General features: G+C 67.5%; 20 protein-coding genes. 15 read left to right on the forward strand and 5 right to left on the reverse strand.

Going from position 1 to position 18,538, the window contains the following annotated elements; genetic code table 11:
* The first annotated feature begins 82 nt into the window (after positions 1-82).
* The 15 genes from AB4Z01_RS19625 to AB4Z01_RS19695 all read left to right on the forward strand — a co-directional run bounded on the left by AB4Z01_RS19625 (position 83) and on the right by AB4Z01_RS19695 (position 14,070).
* Entirely contained in the window at positions 83-613 is a 531-nt protein-coding gene (locus tag AB4Z01_RS19625; RefSeq protein ID WP_441696357.1) for a GFA family protein, read from the forward strand.
* Positions 614-877: 264 nt separating this feature from the next.
* Positions 878-1,522: a VOC family protein gene (locus AB4Z01_RS19630; protein WP_441696360.1), complete on the forward strand. Its 645-nt coding sequence runs from the start codon at positions 878-880 to the stop codon at positions 1,520-1,522.
* On the forward strand, positions 1,519-1,761 hold the full coding sequence (locus AB4Z01_RS19635) for a hypothetical protein (RefSeq protein WP_441696362.1): 243 nt from the start codon (positions 1,519-1,521) through the stop codon (positions 1,759-1,761). Before AB4Z01_RS19630 ends, AB4Z01_RS19635 begins: the two co-directional genes overlap by 4 nt.
* A gap of 107 nt (positions 1,762-1,868) precedes the next feature.
* Entirely contained in the window at positions 1,869-2,294 is a 426-nt protein-coding gene (locus AB4Z01_RS19640) for a putative quinol monooxygenase (RefSeq protein WP_441696365.1), read from the forward strand.
* A gap of 67 nt (positions 2,295-2,361) precedes the next feature.
* Entirely contained in the window at positions 2,362-3,591 is a 1,230-nt protein-coding gene (locus AB4Z01_RS19645; RefSeq protein WP_441696368.1) for an MFS transporter, read from the forward strand.
* Between the two features lie 121 nt (positions 3,592-3,712).
* Positions 3,713-4,726, forward strand: coding sequence for an aldo/keto reductase (locus AB4Z01_RS19650; RefSeq protein ID WP_441696371.1), 1,014 nt, complete (start codon positions 3,713-3,715; stop codon positions 4,724-4,726).
* 17 nt (positions 4,727-4,743) lie between these two features.
* Positions 4,744-5,166 (forward strand): SRPBCC family protein, encoded by a 423-nt coding sequence (locus AB4Z01_RS19655; RefSeq protein ID WP_441696374.1) that lies wholly within the window; start codon positions 4,744-4,746, stop codon positions 5,164-5,166.
* A gap of 15 nt (positions 5,167-5,181) precedes the next feature.
* Positions 5,182-6,846 carry an FAD-dependent oxidoreductase gene (locus AB4Z01_RS19660; protein ID WP_441696377.1) on the forward strand — a complete coding sequence of 555 codons (1,665 nt, stop codon included), beginning with the start codon at positions 5,182-5,184 and terminating at the stop codon, positions 6,844-6,846.
* A 752-nt stretch (positions 6,847-7,598) separates the two neighbouring features.
* Entirely contained in the window at positions 7,599-8,603 is a 1,005-nt protein-coding gene (locus tag AB4Z01_RS19665; RefSeq protein ID WP_441696379.1) for a TIM barrel protein, read from the forward strand.
* A gap of 89 nt (positions 8,604-8,692) precedes the next feature.
* A complete protein-coding gene (locus AB4Z01_RS19670; protein ID WP_441696382.1) occupies positions 8,693-9,748 on the forward strand; it encodes a sugar ABC transporter substrate-binding protein in 1,056 nt (351 codons plus the stop codon).
* A 53-nt stretch (positions 9,749-9,801) separates the two neighbouring features.
* Positions 9,802-11,319, forward strand: a complete 1,518-nt coding sequence (locus tag AB4Z01_RS19675; protein WP_441696385.1) for a sugar ABC transporter ATP-binding protein — start codon at positions 9,802-9,804, stop codon at positions 11,317-11,319.
* Positions 11,319-11,882, forward strand: a complete 564-nt coding sequence (locus tag AB4Z01_RS19680; protein WP_441696388.1) for an ABC transporter permease — start codon at positions 11,319-11,321, stop codon at positions 11,880-11,882. The genes AB4Z01_RS19675 and AB4Z01_RS19680 overlap by 1 nt, the downstream gene beginning before the upstream one ends.
* Positions 11,882-12,292: an ABC transporter permease gene (locus AB4Z01_RS19685; protein WP_441696391.1), complete on the forward strand. Its 411-nt coding sequence runs from the start codon at positions 11,882-11,884 to the stop codon at positions 12,290-12,292. The genes AB4Z01_RS19680 and AB4Z01_RS19685 overlap by 1 nt, the downstream gene beginning before the upstream one ends.
* Before the next feature lie 35 nt (positions 12,293-12,327).
* Positions 12,328-13,152, forward strand: a complete 825-nt coding sequence (locus AB4Z01_RS19690; protein WP_441696394.1) for a MurR/RpiR family transcriptional regulator — start codon at positions 12,328-12,330, stop codon at positions 13,150-13,152.
* Between the two features lie 9 nt (positions 13,153-13,161).
* Positions 13,162-14,070 (forward strand): PfkB family carbohydrate kinase, encoded by a 909-nt coding sequence (locus AB4Z01_RS19695; RefSeq protein WP_441696397.1) that lies wholly within the window; start codon positions 13,162-13,164, stop codon positions 14,068-14,070.
* 192 nt (positions 14,071-14,262) lie between these two features.
* Here the strand turns inward: AB4Z01_RS19695 and AB4Z01_RS19700 are convergent, their stop codons facing one another.
* From AB4Z01_RS19700 to AB4Z01_RS19720, 5 genes are read right to left on the reverse strand one after another with little or no spacing between them, the layout of a single operon-like run.
* On the reverse strand, positions 14,263-15,021 hold the full coding sequence (locus AB4Z01_RS19700) for a glucose 1-dehydrogenase (RefSeq protein WP_441696399.1): 759 nt from the start codon (positions 15,019-15,021) through the stop codon (positions 14,263-14,265).
* Positions 15,022-15,063: 42 nt separating this feature from the next.
* Positions 15,064-15,720, reverse strand: coding sequence for a helix-turn-helix domain-containing protein (locus AB4Z01_RS19705; protein WP_441696402.1), 657 nt, complete (start codon positions 15,718-15,720; stop codon positions 15,064-15,066).
* Between the two features lie 50 nt (positions 15,721-15,770).
* Entirely contained in the window at positions 15,771-16,568 is a 798-nt protein-coding gene (locus tag AB4Z01_RS19710; protein WP_441696405.1) for an ABC transporter permease, read from the reverse strand.
* Positions 16,565-17,464 carry an ABC transporter permease gene (locus AB4Z01_RS19715; protein ID WP_441696407.1) on the reverse strand — a complete coding sequence of 300 codons (900 nt, stop codon included), beginning with the start codon at positions 17,462-17,464 and terminating at the stop codon, positions 16,565-16,567. The genes AB4Z01_RS19710 and AB4Z01_RS19715 overlap by 4 nt, the downstream gene beginning before the upstream one ends.
* Positions 17,465-17,472: 8 nt before the next feature.
* On the reverse strand, positions 17,473-18,522 hold the full coding sequence (locus tag AB4Z01_RS19720) for an ABC transporter ATP-binding protein (RefSeq protein WP_441696410.1): 1,050 nt from the start codon (positions 18,520-18,522) through the stop codon (positions 17,473-17,475).
* Positions 18,523-18,538: the final 16 nt, after the last annotated feature.

Here is an 18,538-nt window from a genome sequence, read left to right on the forward strand (position 1 = left end):
GACGCAAACACAGTCGAAGAGACCGCCGTCCCTTCGCCGAAACTTCACCTTTCTTAACCGGTCATCGCTGTCGCGATGCTTTATGAGCGGTTTGCTCGGCAACCGCCCCATTCCTCTGATCCAAAAAAGCCTCGCCGAGGCATTCTCTGCAGGCGGTTGCGGAGAGCGAAGCCTCCCCAATCACCGAGGACGTGAGAACATGGCAAAGAAATATACCGCCCAGTGTGCATGCGGGGCGATCAAGTTCGAATTCGACGCCGAGCCGACCTTTGTCGCCGACTGCTACTGCAAGGATTGCCAAAAGGCTTCCGGAGGTGCGATGGCGACGTTCTTTGGGGTGCCCGAGGCTGATTTCACCCTGCTCAGCGGTAGCCCGAAATCGTTCCATTACACAGCGGAGTCCGGGAATGGGCTTGATCGGAACTTTTGTCCGGATTGCGGGTCCCGTCTCTTCAGCAGCAATCTGATAGGCTTTCCCGGCTTGGTCTTCGTGATGATCGGGAGCCTGGACAGGCCCGAAGGTATTGAGCCGAAGCTCGAGATGTTCACCAAGCGTCGCCTCGGATGGACGAAGGCGCTGGACATCCCGCAATTTCCCGCCATGCCGAGTTGAGCGGACAGTTCAGCATCCCCGGCACCGGAGAGTCATCGTTCGAACGACCCAACGCAGAGGCTGCCGGCTTTCGGCGCGGGCGGAACGATGAAAGGAAGGGCCGCCGGCAACCGGCGGCCCTATTGAATTCGTTGGGAGACCACGGGTCAGCGGAGGTCGGTTCATCGAAATTTGACCATTCTTTACGCTTGGCAAAGCCCCGGCCGGCTTAAGGATTGGACACCCCTGGACCAGCGACAGGCCCGCAAAGAAAAGGGAGACCACATGTCCAACGAGCCCGATGACACCCATGAGCCGGCAGACCCCGATCGCCGGGAGATCCTGCGCGTCGCCAGCGGTGCCGCGATCGCCGGAATTTCCGCTGCCGCCATGGCGCTCGACAGCCCGGCCTTTGCCCAGAAGTCCGCCGGGGCAGACCCGCGCGCCGTGACGGGAGATCGCAACGACGCGCCGCTCGGTGCGCGGCTCCAAGGCGTGCAGCACTTCGGCCTCACGGTCCAGAACATGGACCGCGCGTTCGCGTTCTACACCGAGGTGCTCGGCGGCAACGAAGTGATGCGCGATGGCGATTTCCGAGGCGAGAAGATCCACAACACGCTGCTGACCGATCAGGAGATCCTGGCTCGGGAGCGCGGGGTCAATCCGCGAACGATCGGCGTGCCGGACCTGAAGGATGGCGGGCAGCGCCTCGACGTGCGCTTCGTGCAGTTCGACAATGTCGTGATCGAGCTCCTGCAGTACCGCGATGCCCAGCAGCCGATGGGCAGCGGGGACAGCTGGGCGGAGCCGCGCGACCATATGAGCCCGGCTATCCGCGGTCGATGCACATCTGCTTCTACATCCGCGACGATGTCGACTTTAACAAGTTCATCCACGACCTCGAGGCGGAATCGACGCGCCGCGGCATGACGCAAGTGAAGGCCAATCGCGTGATCGCGGTGACGTCGGAACAAGAGCGCCTGGCCGCCCCGCTGGACGCGAACACCAACAGGATCAACGAAGGCAAATCGAACGGATGGTCCCTGATCTATTGCAAGGGGCCGGAGGGCGAGCAGCTCGAATTCGTCCAGGCGCTCGGCCCCGTGAAGAAGACGTTCGAGGACGCCATGGCAGACCGTCGGCGCATGCTCGCCGCTGCCGGAGGCTGACGGGCTACGGATTCCTTCGGCCAGCGTGCAAAGCGGCGGCGCAGGAACGCCACATGTCCAGTCCGCACGGCCTTTGAGCCGTCCGAAGACGCAAGGGGTGATCAACCATGTCGAAGACGACGCGCCCGGGTACTGGCCTTCCCGTGCTTGCAGGTCTCGCCTGCGCTGCAGCCGCGACTTCGGCGATGGCGCAGGAAGGGCCGGGCAAGGGTTATTCGCAGATACCGCACGGCGCCTATTCGATCGTCGCGGAGGTGCGGGCAAAGCCCGGCAAGGAAGCCGAGCTGCGCGCCGCGACACTGCCGCTTGTCGCGCTCGTCCGGAGCGACCCGAAGAATCTGGTCTATTTCCTGCAAGAGGACCGCGCGGCGCCCGGCCACTTCATCTTCTACGAGATCTTCGCCAATCAGGCTGATTTCGACGCGCACAACGCCATGCCCTACGTGAAGGAGTGGTTCGCCAAGCTGCCCGAGCTCGCCGACGGCGGTGTCAAGGTCATGAAGATGGAGATCCTCGCGGGGTCTCCCGGATAGGGAGCAGCGAGGCGCTGAGCGCCGGATCGGCATGGATTCGTACAGCCATCGCGAATGGGAGGCAGGAATGCTGGACAAGGCCTATCGCGGTCAATGCGCCGCCGTGACGGCGCATTGCACGGATGAAGCGCAGCGGCGCAAGCGGGGCCTCACTCTGTTCGCCCTGGCGCTCGGCAGCTTCTGCATCGGGACGTCCGAGTTCGCGAGCATGGGGATTCTCCAGTTGTTCTCGGCGAGCTTCGGCATCGACATCCCCACGGCGACGAATGCGATCGCGGCCTATGCCTTCGGCGTCGTCATCGGCGCTCCTCTCGTGACACTGGTCGCAGCACGGCTGAACCGGCGAACGCTGCTGCTGTGTCTCATGGGTCTGTTCATCCTCGGCAACGTGCTGTCGGCGGTCGCCACGGATCTCGGCATGCTCGCCCTGGCGCGCTTTGTCAGTGGCCTGCCGCAAGGGGCCTATTTCGGTGCCGGGGCCGTGGTGGCGTCCTACATCGTCGGCCCCGGCCACGCGGGAAAGGCGTTCGCCCTGGTCATGACCGGACTGACGGTCGCGACGATCATCGGCTCGCCGTTGGCGACCTTCCTCGGTCAGACCCTCGGCTGGCGAAACACCTATTTCATCGTCGCCGCAGCGGCTGGCCTGGCCTTCCTCGCCTTGTGGAGCTGGGTGCCTCGAACCGAGGCGCTTCGCGGCGGACCCGTCGTGCAGGAGCTGGCCTCGCTGCGCAGGCCGGCCGTCTGGGCCATGATGCTCGTCGCGGCGCTCGGCGTTGCCAGCATCTTCGCCGTCTACACGTTCATTGGTCCTTTCGTCACCGATGTGGCGGCGCTCGATCGAGCCTGGGTTCCGGCGGCGCTCGCGCTGTTCGGCCTCGGCATGACGACAGGCAACCTGATCGGCGGCAGGCTTGCGGATGCCTATCCCGCGCGGGGATTGGTCATCGGCTTCGGCAGCGCCCTGGTCGTGCTTGCGCTCATGGCGGCCGGCGGCGGCGATCTGTGGATCCTGATGCCGGCGCTGTTCGGCGTCGGCACCACGATGATGGTCGCGATCCCCACGATCCAGGTGCGCCTCACGCGCCTCGCCCCCGAGGCTCCCACGCTGATGGGCGCCATGAACCTTGCCGCGCTCAACGTCGCCAACGCCGTCGGCGCCTGGGCGGGAAGCATGGCCATCGCAGCCGGCTACGGCTTGCTGTCTGCCGTGTGGGCGGGGTTCGGGCTGACGCTTCTGGGCCTTCTCGTCTTCGCACTGACTCTGCCGAAGTCGCCACAGCTCGCGCCTGCGTAGCTCCTGTCGCCACTGGGTTCCAGGCCGCCGTGACCAATTGCGCCGGCATCAATTCAACCTGGCCGGCGAAGGGTCGAACGGTACGTCCCCGAGCGGCGAAACCTCAAAGGTGGAGGATTCTGTGATCATCGAGAGCACCCTCCTGAATGGCCCGCTGGGCTTCGGAACAGCGCCGCTCGGAAACATGTTCCGGAACATTCCCGAGGAGGAAGCCAGCGCCACCGTCGCGGCGGCTTGGGAGGCAGGCACACGCTATTTCGACACCGCGCCGTTCTACGGCGCAGGCTTGGCAGAAATCCGGCTCGGCCGGGAGCTGGTGAAGCACAGGCGCGATGAATACGTGCTCAGCACCAAGGTTGGACGCATCATTCTCGACGAGGTTGTCATCGGTCCGCAGGAATTTGGCGAGAAGGGCACGCTCTTCCAGTACGGCCGCAAGAACAAGATCATCTACGACTACTCTGCGGATGGCACAAAGCGCTCGATCGAGGACAGCCTGAAACGGATGGGGGTGGACCGGATCGATTTTGTCTGGATTCACGACATCGCGCCCGACTTCCACGGCGATGAATGGCTGGCGCAGTTCGAGGTCGCGCGCACCGGCGCCATGCGTGTGCTGACGAAGCTGCGCGAGGAAGGTGTCATCAAGGGCTGGGGCCTGGGCGTCAATCGCATCGAGCCAGTCGAGTTGATGCTCGGCCTGTCGGAGGCGAAGCCCCAGGGAACCTTGCTGGCGGGGCGGTACACGCTGCTCGACCATGAGCATGCCCTCCAACGCCTCATGCCCGCCGCGGAGGCGAAGGGAGTCCAGATCGTGATCGGCGGCCCTTACAGCTCGGGTGTTCTCGCTGGCGGCAGCCATTTCGAATATGCGGACGCGTCTTCCGAGATCCTCGCCAGGGTCGCGAAGATCAAGGCGCTGGCGCAACGGCACAGCGTACCGATCAAGGCGGCCGCGCTGCAGTTCTCGCTCGCGCATCCGGCAGTGGTCTCTGTCATCCCGGGCGCGAGCAAGCCCGATCGCATCAAGGAAGACCATGATGCGATGAAAGCGAAGATCCCGGACGACTTCTGGCGTGAGCTGCGGAAAGAGGGCCTGGTCGCCTCGAACGCCCCCCTTCCAATCGACCGCTGAAGAGAGGTGCTGCTGACATGGCACGGGCTGCTGCAACTATCGATCTGCCGGTTTCCGCTGACCAGGTCTGGGCGCTGATTGGTGGCTTCGGCTCGCTTCCCGATCGGCTGCCCTATATCCCGCAATCGGAGCTGAGCGAGGGCGGTCGCGTTCGCCACCTCGCAGATCCCCACGGCGCTGCGATCGTCGAGCGGTTGATCACCTTCGACCATCCCGGCCGAAGCTACAGCTATGCGATCGTCGAAGCACCTTTCCCTGTGACAGAGTACCTCTCCACGCTGCGGGTCAAGGATGCCGATGCCGGCAAGAGCTCGCGCGTCGAGTGGTCGGGCCAGTTCACGCCAAAGGACGTGAGCGACGACGAGGCGTCCACCCTGTTCCATGGCATCTATGAGGACGGCCTCAAGGCGCTCGGAAAGCGGCTCGCTTCGAAGACGTAGACAGGGAGTTCGGTCATGGCAATCAGTGAAGCCCGTCGAGAACAGATGTTCCCGACTTTGTCCCATCTGCAGATCAGCGCAGCGCACCGTTTTGCTAGCGGCGAACCACGCCGTTTCCGGGCATATGAGACCGTCTACGAGATTGGTGCGCGCAACGCCCCCTCCTGGTTGATGCTCGAGGGCTCGGCCGACGCGATCCGGCGTGGCGCGGCCGGCAGGTCGACGGTTGTCACCACCTACGGTCCCGGCCAGTTCACCGGAGAGACCAATCAGCTTTCGGGCCGTCCGACCCTCATGTCGGTTGTCGCGGGTGACGCCGGCGCGCTCGCGCTGCCCTTCGATGCACCGCATCTCCGCGCGCTGGTCATCGGATCGGCCGATGTCGGTGAGACGATCATGCGCGCCTTCATTCTCCGGCGCGTCATGCTGATCGAGGAGGGCCAGGCCGGCGGCGCAGGGTCGATCCTGATCGGACGCCGGGATGCCCCGGACATCGTCAGGCTGTCGGGATTTCTCACCCGCAACGGCTATCCCCACACGGTGATCGCCGCATGCGAGGCCGAGGGGCGCGAACTGGTCGAACGGCTCGGCGTTAACCCCGAAGATCTGCCGCTGATGATCTGCCCGAACGGCACGTTGCTCAGAAACCCGAGCAATACGGATGCGGCGTCCTGCCTCGGCATCACGCCGGATCTCGATCCGGAGACCGTCCATGACGTGGCCGTCATCGGGGCCGGACCGGCCGGTCTTGCCACGGCCGTCTACGGCGCATCCGAAGGATTGTCAGTCCTGGTCCTGGACAGCCGCGCCTTCGGCGGCCAAGCGGGCGCATCCGCCCGGATCGAGAACTATCTCGGTTTTCCAACCGGCATATCCGGACAGGCTCTGGCGGGCCGGGCCTTCAATCAGGCGGCGAAGTTCGGCGCCCAGCTTGCCATTCCGTTGACGGTCGAGCTGCTCCGCTGTCACGGAACGGATGCGGACGTCCCATTCACGCTCGAGCTCAGCAACGGCGGCACCGCGCGGGCGCGCACCATCGTGATCGCTTCGGGAGCGCGCTATCGGCAGCCCGACATTCCCAACGTCGAAGAGCTGGAAGGAGCCGGCGTCTCCTACTGGGCATCACCCATTGAGGCGCGCCTGTGTGCCGGAGAGGACGTCACCCTGGTCGGCGGAGGAAACTCGGCAGGCCAGGCCGTCGCCTATCTCGCGCCGCAGGTCCGGCACCTGCACCTGGTGGTACGCCGCCCTCTCGAGCAGACCATGTCGCGATATCTGATCGATCGGATCACGGCGCTGCCCAATGTCGAGATGCATGTGGGCAGCGAGATTGCCGGCTTGCACGGCGACCGGGCGACAGGCTTGTCCGGCGCGACATTCCGGGACAACCGGACCGGTGCGACCCGGGAGTGTGCCTCGCGCCACCTCTTCCTGTTCATCGGTGCCGATCCCAATACGCACTGGCTCGACGGCTGTGTCACGCTTGATGGAAAGGGCTTCGTTCTCACAGGGGAGCACGCTGGCGACGGCGAGCGGCTGCCGCTCGAGACCAGCTGCCCCGGCATCTTTGCAGTTGGAGATGTGCGTGCCGGCTCGACCAAGCGGGTCGCCGCCGCCGTCGGTGAGGGGGCCGCCGTCATCGCGCAGATCCATTCAGTCTTGGCGCGAAGTCAGGAGTGACCTCGAGGATTGATCCGCCTGCCGTCGCGTCCGCTTCGGGGCGCCGGCCGCGATAGCAAGATGGTTCGCACCGAAGCATCAACCGCCGTTGAGACCGGGCGGGCGGTCCGACGATCGCCCGTCGGCGTGCGAGAGGGCAGATAGTTGCGTGCCAATCCTCTCCGCTCGATCGTATGCACATCGCGTCCTCAAGGCGGAGCTGGAACGGGTTCGCCGGACCGGCGAGCTCAATGAGGCTGTCACCGACGAATTGCCGCGTATCGTTGCCGAGTGGTGGAAGGAAAGCTTGAGCGCTCGAATGCCGATGCTTGGGGCTGCGGTTGAGGATCGGGCGGCTGAGACGATTCACGGAATCGGGAGCAAGGCCACCAACGAAGACCCTGATCGCCATCGGTGATGGCGGGCGAGAAAGCTCGCGGCCGACAGTCCCTATGTCCGCAACCGGGATGGCGCTTCGATGACCGCCTTCTGGCGCAGCCGTGCCTGCGCCGCCCGTCCGCAAACGGCTGGATCCGTCGGGTTTGGGCTGCGTCCGGTATCGGGGCGGCAGTGTGGCGGCCGGAAATGGTGCGCTCCAGCCGGCCGGATGCTTCGGCACAAGATGGATCGAAAGGCCATTGGGACTGCCTCGCTTTCGGAGCCAGCCGGGCAGCCGATCGCCCGTTATTTTTGTTACGTCAGACTTCACAAATTTTACTGATAGACTAGATAATAGTAAAGATATAAATATCGCTCTCTGCAAGGAGGACGACGTGATCGGTGAGACGACCAGGCGCTTTGCCACCAGGCTGAACTCCTTCGCCAGCGGCGCGCATGCCTATTGGCCAGGTCTGGAAGGCAAGCCCGGCACCCTTCAGCTGGCGGAGCGCGCCGCGAAGGTTCCCGGCCTGACCGACCTGGACCTGAACTTTCCGGACCACGTGACCTTCGACACGGTCCGCGAGACCGCCCGCGGATTGTCGGATCTCGGCCTGTCGGTCAACGGGCTGGCGATGCGGTACTACACCAACCCCGATTTCAAGATCGGGGCCTTCACCAACCCCGATCCGAAGGTGCGCCGCGAGGCCATCGACCTGACCAGGCGGGGCATCGACGCCGCGCGGGCGATCGGCTGCAACCTGATGACCGTCTGGCTCGGCCAGGATGGCTGGGACTATGCGTTCCAGGCCGATTACCGCCGGCTCTGGGAGATGGAGCTGGACGGCATCCGCGAGGTCGCCGAGCACGATCCGGACTGCCTGATCTCGATCGAGTACAAGCCGAACGAGCCGCGCTCCTTCAGCGTGCTGCCGGACTGCGCCACGACCTTGCTTGCGATCCGCGAGATCGGCGCGGCCAATCTCGGCGTCACCCTCGACCTCGCCCATGTGCTCTATGCCGACGAGCAGCCGGCCTTCGTCGCGGCGTTGGCCGCCCGCCATGCGCGGGTGCTCGGGGTCCATCTCAATGACGGCTACGGCAAGCGCGATGACGGGCTGATGGTCGCCAGCGTCCATCCGCAGCAGACGCTCGAGCTGCTGATGCAGGTCCGGCGCGACGGCTATGACGGCGCCATCTACTTCGACACCTTCCCGGACTTCACGGGTCTGGACCCGGTTCGTGAATGTGCGGTGAACATCAAGACGGTCGAACGCCTCTTGGCCGTGGCCGACCGGCTGGAACGGGACAACGGGCTGGTCGACGCGCTCGGGCGGCAGGACGCCGTCGCCGCCCAGGCCATCGTCAACGACGCGATCTTCGGCAACCACCGCGGCTGAACCGCGGGGGGCCCAAGCCTCCGTGTCGGCGGAGGCCGTTGAAGCACGAACCGGCGGCATCGGGCCGCCTTGCAGGGAGGAACAATCAAATGCGCAAGCTCCTGATAGCCGGCGTCATCGCCTGCGCCGCCTTCGCCACATCGACGTTCGCCGCCAGCCTGGCGCCGCTCAATTCCGACAGCGAACCCGACCGGGTCGACTGGTTCGACATGAGCGCGAAGTTCGGCCCGGTGCCGAAGCCGGCGGACGGCACGACGGCCGGTGCCGTCGCCAAGACGCTGACCAACGAGTACTGGCGCCTGCTCGGCGACGGCTACACCAAGGGCGGCGGGCGACTGGGGCTGAAGGTCGATCTGCAGGCCGCGCAGAGCGAGGGCGACCAACTGGGCCAGCTCTCGATCGCGGAGACCATGATCACCCAAGGCTACAAGGTCCTGCTGGTCTCGCCGCAGACCGACGCCAACCTGCAGCCGGCGATCGAGCAGGCGGCCGCCGCCGGCATCCCGGTGGTGAACGTGAACGACGCCGTCATCCCCTCGGCCGAGCATTACGTCGGCAACGTCCAACGCGACAACGGCGTGCGCGCCGCCCGCTGGTTCATCAAGAACCGGCCGGACGGCGGCAAGGTGGCGGTGATCGAGGGCATGGCCGGCGTCTACGCTGCGGTCCAGCGCACCGAGGGCTTCAAGTCGACCATCACCGGCGGCAGCAGCAAGTTCCAGGTCGTGGCCAGCATTCCCGGCAACTGGGACCGCCAGCTCTCCAACGACGCCGCCGCGACGCTGCTGCAGCAGCATCCGGATCTGATCGGCTTCTACTGCAACAATGACGGCATGGCGCTCGGCGTGGTCGAGGCGGTGAAGGCTGCCGGGCTGCTCGGCAAGGTGGCGGTGATCGGCACCGACGGCATTTCCGACGCCTATGCCTCGATCCGCGCCGGCGAGCTGACCGGCACCGTCGACAGCTTCCCGGTGCTGACCGGCGAGGTCGCGGTGGAGGCGGCGCTGCGCATCCTCGGCGGCCAGAAGCTGCCCCGCGTGGTAGCGACGCCGCAGGCGCTGATCACCAAGGACAATCTCGGCCGCTACTACGGCGACGGCGTCGAACTGCGCGCCGTGCTGACCGAGGACGCCAAGAGCAACTGACGAACGCTGCAGGGGCCGGCTTGGCCGGGTCCGAACGCTCCGACGAGGGTTTCATGGCACCACCCGCCCGCCTCGGCATCAGCAACTTGTCGCGCAGCTTCCCCGGCGTGAAGGCCCTCGATAGCGTGTCGTTCGAGGTCGCGGCCGGGGAGGTGCACGGGCTCCTGGGCGAGAACGGCGCCGGCAAGTCGACCCTGCTGAAGATCCTGTCCGGGGTCCAGATGGCCGAGTTCGGCGAGATCCGGATCGACGGCGCCGTGGTGGCGCCGACCTCTCCGGTCGCCGCCCGCCGCGCCGGGATCGCGATGATCCACCAGGAGCTGCAGCAGGTCCCCGAGCTGACCGTGGTGCAGACCATGTTCCTCGGCCGGCAGTTGGTGCGCGCGGGCCTCTTCGTCGACCGGGCGGCGCAGGAGGCGCGCTGCCGCACGATCCTGGCCGGGCTCGACCCCGGCATCGATCCCGCCGCCCGGATCCGCGACCTGACCGTGGCCCGGCGCCAACTGGTCGAGATCGGGCGCGCGCTGCTGGACGACGCCCGCATCATCGCCATGGACGAGCCGACCTCCAGCCTGACCCCGGCGGAATTCGAGAGGCTGGCCGAGGTGATCGCGAATCTGCGGGCGCGCGGCGTCGCCGTGATCTATGTCAGCCACAAGCTGGACGAGGTGAAGCGCGTCTGCAGCCGCGCCACCGTGCTGCGCGACGGCAGGGTGGTCGGCCGGGTCGATCTCGCCGGCACCACCATCCCGGTCTTGGTCTCGATGATGGTCGGACGCGACTTGGCGGCGGCGGAACATTCCAGCTTCGTCCAGCCGCAGACGCTGCTGTCCGTGCGCGGCTTCGGCCGCGGTGCAGCCGTGAGCGACGTCGGCTTCGACCTCCGTGCCGGGGAGGTGCTGGGCATCGCTGGCCTCGTCGGCTCCGGCCGCACCGAGCTGCTGCGCCTGATCGCGGGTGCCGACCGGCCCTCCGCGGGCAGCATGGTGCTGGATGGCAAGCCATTCCTGCCGCGCAGCCCGCGGGCGGCGATCGCTGCAGGGATCGGGCTGGTGCCGGAGGAGCGGAAGCGGGACGGCATCGTGCCGCTGCGACCGATCGCGTCCAACGTCGCGATTGCGACGCTCGGCCGCTTCACGATTGCGGGATGCATCCACCGGTCGCCGCTGCGGGCCGCGGTTACCGCCCTGGTCCAGCGCATGGCGTTGCGGCCGCTCGACATCGACCGCCCGATCCGCCTGTTCTCCGGCGGCAACCAGCAGAAGGCCATCATCGCCCGCTGGCTGGCCGCCGAGGCCCGCATCCTGCTGTTCGACGAGCCGACCCGGGGCATCGATGTCGGCGCCAAGGCGGAGATCTATGGACTGATCGAGCAGTTCGCCCGCGAGGGCCGCGCCGTCATCGTCGTCTCCTCCGATATGATGGAAATCCTGCGCGTCTCCGACCGCGTGCTGGTCATGCGCGCAGGGGCGGCGGCCGCCATGCTCGACCGCGCCGAGCTGTCCGAAGAGGCGATCATGCGGCACGCGGTGCCGGTCTCCGCAGCAGCCCTGAAAGAGGAAGCCGCCTGATGTCCGCCGTTCCGGAAGCCGACACCGGGCCCCGCCCCGCCCTGCGCGCGCTGCCGAGCCTGCGCGACGCCGGCACGCTGATCGGGCTGGCGCTCATCGTGGTCGTGTTCGCCTCCCTGGCGCCCAGCTTCCTGACTGAGCGCAACCTGATCAACATCCTGCAGCAATCCAGCATCAACGCCTGCATAGCCATCGGCATGACCCTGGTCATCATCCAGGGCGGGATCGACCTGTCGGTCGGGCCGGTGGCGGCACTGTCGGCCGTACTGTCGACGTCGCTGCTGGTCGCCGGCTATCCGGTCCCGATGGCGATTGCGGCCGGGCTGTTGATCGGCGCCGGCTGTGGCCTGGTCAACGGGTTGCTGGTTGCCTATGGCGGGCTGCAGCCCTTCATCGTGACGCTGGGCACGCTCAGCCTGTTCCGGGCGCTGGCGCTGATCTACACCGGCGGCAATCCGGTCCTCGGCGTGCCGGCGGAGTTCCGCGCCATCTTCAACGGCACGGTGCTGGCATCCCGACGCCGGTCGTCATCGTCGCCGCGATCGCCGCCGCGGCCGGGCTGATGCTGCGCAAGACGCCGCTCGGCGAGTACCTCCTCGCCGTCGGCGGCAACGAGGAGGCCGCCTACATCGCCGGCGTCCCGATCCGCGCCACCAAGATCGCGGCCTATGTCGTCTCCGCGGTTCTGGCCGCGCTCGCCTCCCTGATCCTGGTCGGCCGGCTCGGCGCCGCCGAGCCGATCCTCGGCAATCTGTGGGAGCTCGACGCCATCGCCGCCGCGGCGATCGGTGGGGCGTCGCTGATGGGCGGGAAGGGATCGATCTTCGGCACCATCCTGGGCGCGGTCATTCTCGGGGCCATGCGCAACGGCCTGACGCTGTTGAACGTCCAGGCGTTCTATCAACTCCTCGCCACCGGACTTATCATCATCCTGGCCATGCTGATCGATCGCGCCGCACGGGGAGCCGGATGAACTTCGACGCCAGGGATCCTCGGGCCGTAGGCCCGATGATCCGGATGATCCTGCCGACGCTGACGCCGCTCGAGGCCAAGGTCACGCGAGCGCTGCTCGACTGGAAGTCGCTCGACCTCGGCACGACGCTGAAGCAGGTCGCCGAGGCCACCGGCGTCTCCGACGCGATGATCGTCAAGATCTGCAAGAAGCTCGGCTTCGCCGGCTTCCGCGAGCTGCGGGTCGGCCTGGTCGATTACAACCGCCTGCCGACGACGGAGATGCACCAGGAGGTGTCAGTCGACGACAGCCCCTCCGAGATCATCGACAAGGTGTTCCGCACGGCAATCCAGGCGCTGGAGGAGACGCTGGCGATCCTGGACCGCGACGCCTTCGTCCGTGCCGTCGAGTTCCTGCACCGGGCGCGGATCCGCGACTTCTACGGCGTCGGCGGCTCGGCCCAGATCGCCCGCGACGTCGCGCACAAGTTCCTGCGCATCGGCATCAGGGCCAATGTCTTCGACGACGCCCACATGATGCTGATGTCGGCCTCGGTCCTCGGGCCCGACGACGTGGTCGTCGCCTTCTCGCATTCCGGCCGCTCGGCTGTCGTGCTCGAGGCGGTGCAGCAAGCTCGCCGCCGCGGCGCTCGGGTGATCGCCGTCACCAACTATCCCGCGTCCCCGCTGGTCGATCTCGCCGATGCCGTCCTCCTGTCCACGGCGCGCGGATCGCCGCTGCTGGGTGAGAACGCCGCGGCGCGCATCGCGCAGCTGAACATTCTCGATGCCGTGTTCGTGGCGCTGGCGCAGCGCGATTACGACACGGCCGAGAGAAACCTCGCCGCGACCATGGCGTCGGTGAAAGACAAGCGCCGCTGAGGAGGATTCGTGCCCGAGCCCAAGGTCATCGTCGTCGGCAGCCTGCATTACGACATCATGGTCAGCGCCCCCGACCGGCCGCGCCGGGGCGAGACTGTGCTCGGCGACGCGTGGTGGCCGAAATGCGGGGGCAAGGGCGGAAATCAGGCGGTCGAGGCGGCGCTGGCCGGCGTCAGGGCCGTCATGGTCGGTGCGGTCGGCGACGACGCTTTCGGCGCGGCGCTGCTCGCCCATCTGCACAGGGCGGGGGTCGAGGCCGGTGCCGTCGCGGTGGTGCCGGGAGCGGCCTCGGGCATGAGCGTCGCCGTTCTCGATGCCGCCGGCGATTACGGCGCGGTTGTCGTCTCCGGGGTGAATCGCGCCATCCGTTTGACTGACGAGGCGGCGTCGGACTGGCAGCCGGGGGACTGGCTGGTGCTGCAGAACGAGGTGCCCGCCGCGGTAAACCTCGATGCCGCGCGCCTGGCCCACCGGCGCGGTCTGCACGTCCTGCTCAACGCCGCACCGGTGCTGTCGCTGGAAACGGAACTGGCCGCCATGATCGACATTCTGGTCGTGAACGCGATCGAGGCCGAGATGCTGAGCGGGGTGGCGGTCTTGGATCTTGAGACCGCCAGCATTGCCGCCGGCCGCCTGCGCAGCACGGTCGGCACCGTGGTCGTTACTGCCGGAGGCGCCGGCGTCGCCTATGCCGCGCCGGACGGAAGCGGCCGGGTTGCGGCCGTTCCGGCCATGGTGCGGTCGACCCATGGCGCCGGCGACTGCTTCATCGGCGTGCTCGCCGCCGCCCTGGCCAGCGGCCTGCTGCTGGAGGATGCCATCCGGCGCGGGAATGCCGCCGCCGGCCGCCTGGTGTCGCTCGGAGACGAGGAGCGGGACGCCCGCTTTGTCGCGGCTGGTCCGCGGCGAGGGGTGTAGCGACTTCCAGATCAGCCTGGTGAAGGGCGACCCGGAAACGTCCGCTTCCAAGACGAGTCCGATTCTGGCGCACTTCAGCCGCCGGCAGATCAACGTGGTCGGACCGATCGGCTGGGATTCTGCGAAGCGGCGCGGCAGGTTTGCCCTTGTATCAGACTAGCGTCCCATTCGTAGATGCCGGTGCCTGAGTGGCTAAGCCTGCGCCGAGTAGCCGCCGTCCACCGGAATGGCGGCGCCGGTGACGAAATCCGAGGCGCGGCTGGACAGGAACACCGCGGTGCCCGCCATGTCGTCCGGAACGCCCCAGCGCCCGGCCGGGGTGCGCGTCACCACCCGCTCGTGCAGGTCGGGCACCTCGACCTTGCCCTGCTGCGTCAGCTCGGTGTCGATCCAGCCGGGCAGGATGGCGTTGACCTGGATGCCGTGCTGCGCCCAGGCGGTGGCGCAGGCCTTGGTGAACTGCACCACGCCCCCCTTGCTGGCGCTGTAGGGCGCGGCGAAGGAGGCGCCGAAGATCGAGGTCATCGACCCGATGTTGACGATCTTGCCGGCGCCCTGCCGCCGCATCGCCGGGAACACCGCCATGGTGGCCAGGAAGGCGCTGGTCAGGTTGGCATCGATCAGGGCCCGCCACTCCTCCAGCGAATAGGCCTCGGGCGCCTTGCGCCAGTTGGTGCCGGCGTTGTTGACCAGGATGTCGATCCGGCCGTGGCGCTGCAGCGCCGCCTCGGCGAAGGCCCGGCACTCCGCCTCCACAGTCACGTCGGCGGCGGCGCCGGAGGCCCGGCCGCCCAGTGCCTCGATCTCGGCCACTGCGCGTTCGGTCTTGGCGGCGTCGCGGCCGACCAGCAGCAGCGCGGCGCCGGCCCGGGCCAGGCCGCGGGCGATGCCCAGGCCGATGCCGCCATTGCCGCCAGTGACGATGGCGACCTTACCGGTCAGGTCGAACATGGAAGCTCCTGGGCGTCGTCGGTGGGGAGAGGGGAAGGGCGGTCAGGCCTTCGGGGCAGGGCGCGCCTGCTCATCGAGCATCCGCTGCTTGATGATCTCGCGCAGGGTCTGCGCCAGGTTCGGCGTGGCGCTGGAGCACATCACCATGATCACGCAAGGCGCGTCGCCGACCGCCAGGTAGCCGTGCTTCATGGTGCTGTCGAGATAGACGCTGTCGCCCGGCTCCAGCTCGATCGGCTCGTAATAGTCGCTGTAGAGCCGCATCCGGCCCTGCAGCACCTCGACGAACTCCTCGCCGACATGGGAGCTCAGGCCCCCCATCTGCTCCGGCTCGGTGGCGCGCACCTCGATCCGGATCGGGATGATCCGCTTGTGGGCCACGTCGGAACACAGATAGGTGTAGCTGTAGAACTCGGTGTCCAGCCGCTGGCCCTCATGCTGGCGGCTGACGCTGCGGCGGGCCACCACCACGGCCGGCTTGCTGGCCTCGCCGGGCGCGAACAGGTCGGCGATCTCCACCCCCAGGCCGYGGGCCAGTTGCAGGATCTTGTCATAGGTCGGGGACAAGAGGCCGTTCTCGATCTTCGACAGGGTCGAGGCGGAGATGCCGGTCATCGTGGCGACATCGGCCAGGGTCCAGCCGTGATGGGCGCGGCGCTCGCGCAGCACCCGGCCCAGCGGCGGCAGGTCGTCGGTCATGGATTGAGCTCGGTCATCCGGCGCAGCGGCCCTCCAGGCATCCGGGCGGCTCATCGGCGCGCCGCCATGCTGTCCTTCAACGACAACGCGCCCAGCACCGCAAGCGTCATCGTCGCCAGCAGCACCAGGGCGACCAGCGCGTTCACCTCCGGCGTGAAGCCGACGCGCATCATCGCCCACAGCCGGATCGGCAATGTGGCGTCGCCGCCGACCAGGAAGAAGGTCACCAGGGTTTCGTCGAAGGACAGGGTGAAGGCCAGCAAGGCGCCGGTGACGATGGCCGAGCGCAGCTGCGGCAGCACCACGAACAGGAAGGTCTGCAGCCCAGTGGCGCCGAGGTCCAGCGAGGCCTCGATCTGGCTGGTCTCCAGGCTGTCGAGCCGGACCGAGACCATGCGGTAGAGGATCGCCAGCACCAGCACCGTGTGCCCGATGGTGACGGTGACCAGGCTGCGCTCGATGCCCAGCTCGCGGAACGCCACCAGCAGCGAGATGCCGGTGATGATGCCGGGCAGCACGAAGGGCAGGAAGATCACGAATTCGACGAAGGGCCGGCCGCGCCGGGTCCCGGTCTTCATGTACCAGGCCAGGCCCAGCGCCAGGACCAGCGCCAGCAGCACGGCGGCCGCGGCCACCACCAGGGTGTGGCCCAGGGCCGCCAGCATCTCCGGATTGTCGGTCAGGCCGGCATACCAGTGCAGGCTGAAGCTGGACCAGTCGATCGACTGGCCCTTGAGGTCGAAGAAGCTGGTGGTCACCACCGCCAGGGCCGGGCCGTACAGCGCGGCGAAGACCAGGGCGGCGACCAGCCACAGGGCGGTGATGACGATGCGTTCCGGCGCGGTCATTTCACCCTCGCATGGCGGGAGACGAGCGCGGCCAAGCCGATCACCGCGGCCACGGCCAGCAGCAGCACCACGGCCAGGGCGGCGCCGAAGGGCCAGTTGAAAGCCATGCCGAACTGGCTCCAGATCGCGCGGCCGAAGGTGAAGCCCTGGTTGCCGCCGACCATCTGCGGCGTCAGGAAGTCGCCCAGCGCCAGCACCATCACGAACAGCCCGCCGACGATCGACCCGGGGAGGCTCAGCGGCAGCACCACGGTGCGGAAGGTCTGGCCCGGCCGGGCGCCGAGATCGGCCGAGGCGGCGGCCAGCGACGGCGGGATCCGCTCCAGCGACAGGAAGATCGGCAGGATGGCGTAGGGCAGGTAGATCACCGCCATGGTGATCATCACGGCGGTCTGGTTGAAGATGAACAGCTTGCTCGGCGCGTCGATGATGCCGGTCGAGACCAGGGCCCAGTTCAGGAAGCCGTTATAGCCCAGGATGCCGCGCATGGCGTAGATCTTGACGATGTAGTTCATCGCCAGCGGGATCACGCTGAACAGCAGCATGAAGTAGCGGATCCGCCCCTCCAGCCGCCAGATCAGATAGGCGATGATGTAGCCGAAGACGAGGCCGATCGCGGCAACGATGCCGGCCAGCTGCAGCGTGCCGAGGAACACCCGGATGTAGCTGGGCTGGGCCAGGAAGGCGGCGTAGTTGGCCAGGGTGAAGTCATGTACCACCCGGCCGTCCGCCATCGACCAGAAGCCGGTCAGCAGGAAGGCGGCCAGCGGCGCCAGGATCAGCGCCGTCGGCAGGCCGTAGACGGCGAGCCGCGGCAGCCAGCGGCCCAAGGCGCGGGCGGCGGGCGACCCGGCGCCGAGGCGCTGGGCCGGGTCCACGGGCAAGGTGTCGGCCATGGCCATCCTCACGCCCCCAGCACGCTGACATCGGCGTCGGACCAGAACACCGAGATCGGGTCGCCGACATCGGCGCGGCCGTCGAACTCCGGCGTCGGCAGGCGGATCTTGATGGTGGAGCCGGTGCCGCCCAGCCGCACCACGATCTGGGTGGTGGCGCCGAGGAAGGTCAGGCTTTCCACCGCGCCCTCGGCCGACCGCCGCTCCGCGCCCGGCCGCAGGCTGAGGCTCTCCGGCCGGATGGCGATGGCGGACGGGCTTCCGGCCGGCGTGACGGCGTGCCGGCCCAGCGGGCTGTCGACCGCCGCGGCCCCGGCGGCGCTGGCCGGCAGCAGATTGTTCTCGCCGAAGAACCGGGCGACGAACTCGCTGCGCGGCCGGTAGTAGATCTCCTTCGGCGTGCCGACCTGCTCGACCCGGCCATGGTCCATCACCACGATCCGGTCGGACATGGCGATCGCCTCTTCCTGGTCGTGGGTGATGAAGACGAAGGTGGTGCGGATGCGGCGCTGCAGGTCCTTCAGGAACTCCTGCATCGACCGGCGCAGCCCGGCATCCAGCGCCGCCAGCGGCTCGTCCAGCAGCACCACGCGGGGCTCGCAGATGATGGCGCGGGCCAGGGCCACGCGCTGGCGCTGGCCGCCGCTCAACTCGCCGGGATGGCGGCCGGCCTTGTCGGCCAAGCCGACCACGGCCAGCGCCTCGGCCACCCGCTTCTCGACCTCGGTCCGGGGCCGGCGCCGCATCCGCAGGCCATAGCCGACATTGCGGGCCACGGTCATGTGCGGGAACAGCGCGTAGTCCTGGAACACCGTGTTGAACGGCCGCCGGAAGATCGGCGTGTCGGTGATGTCGGTCCCGTCCAGCAGAATCCGGCCGGTGCTCGGGGCGGTGAAGCCGCCGAGCATCCGCAGGATCGTGGTCTTGCCGGAGCCGGAGGGGCCGAGGATGGTCAGGAACTCGCCGTCGCCGATCTCCAGGTCGAAGGGCTGCAGCACGGTGACCGCGCCGTAGGATTTGCCGATGCCGGCAAGGCGAATGAGGCTTCGGAATGTCATGACGGCCCTCGGCCTG

The organism is Inquilinus sp. YAF38 (genome assembly GCF_052113205.1).
GTDB lineage: Bacteria > Pseudomonadota > Alphaproteobacteria > DSM-16000 > Inquilinaceae > Inquilinus.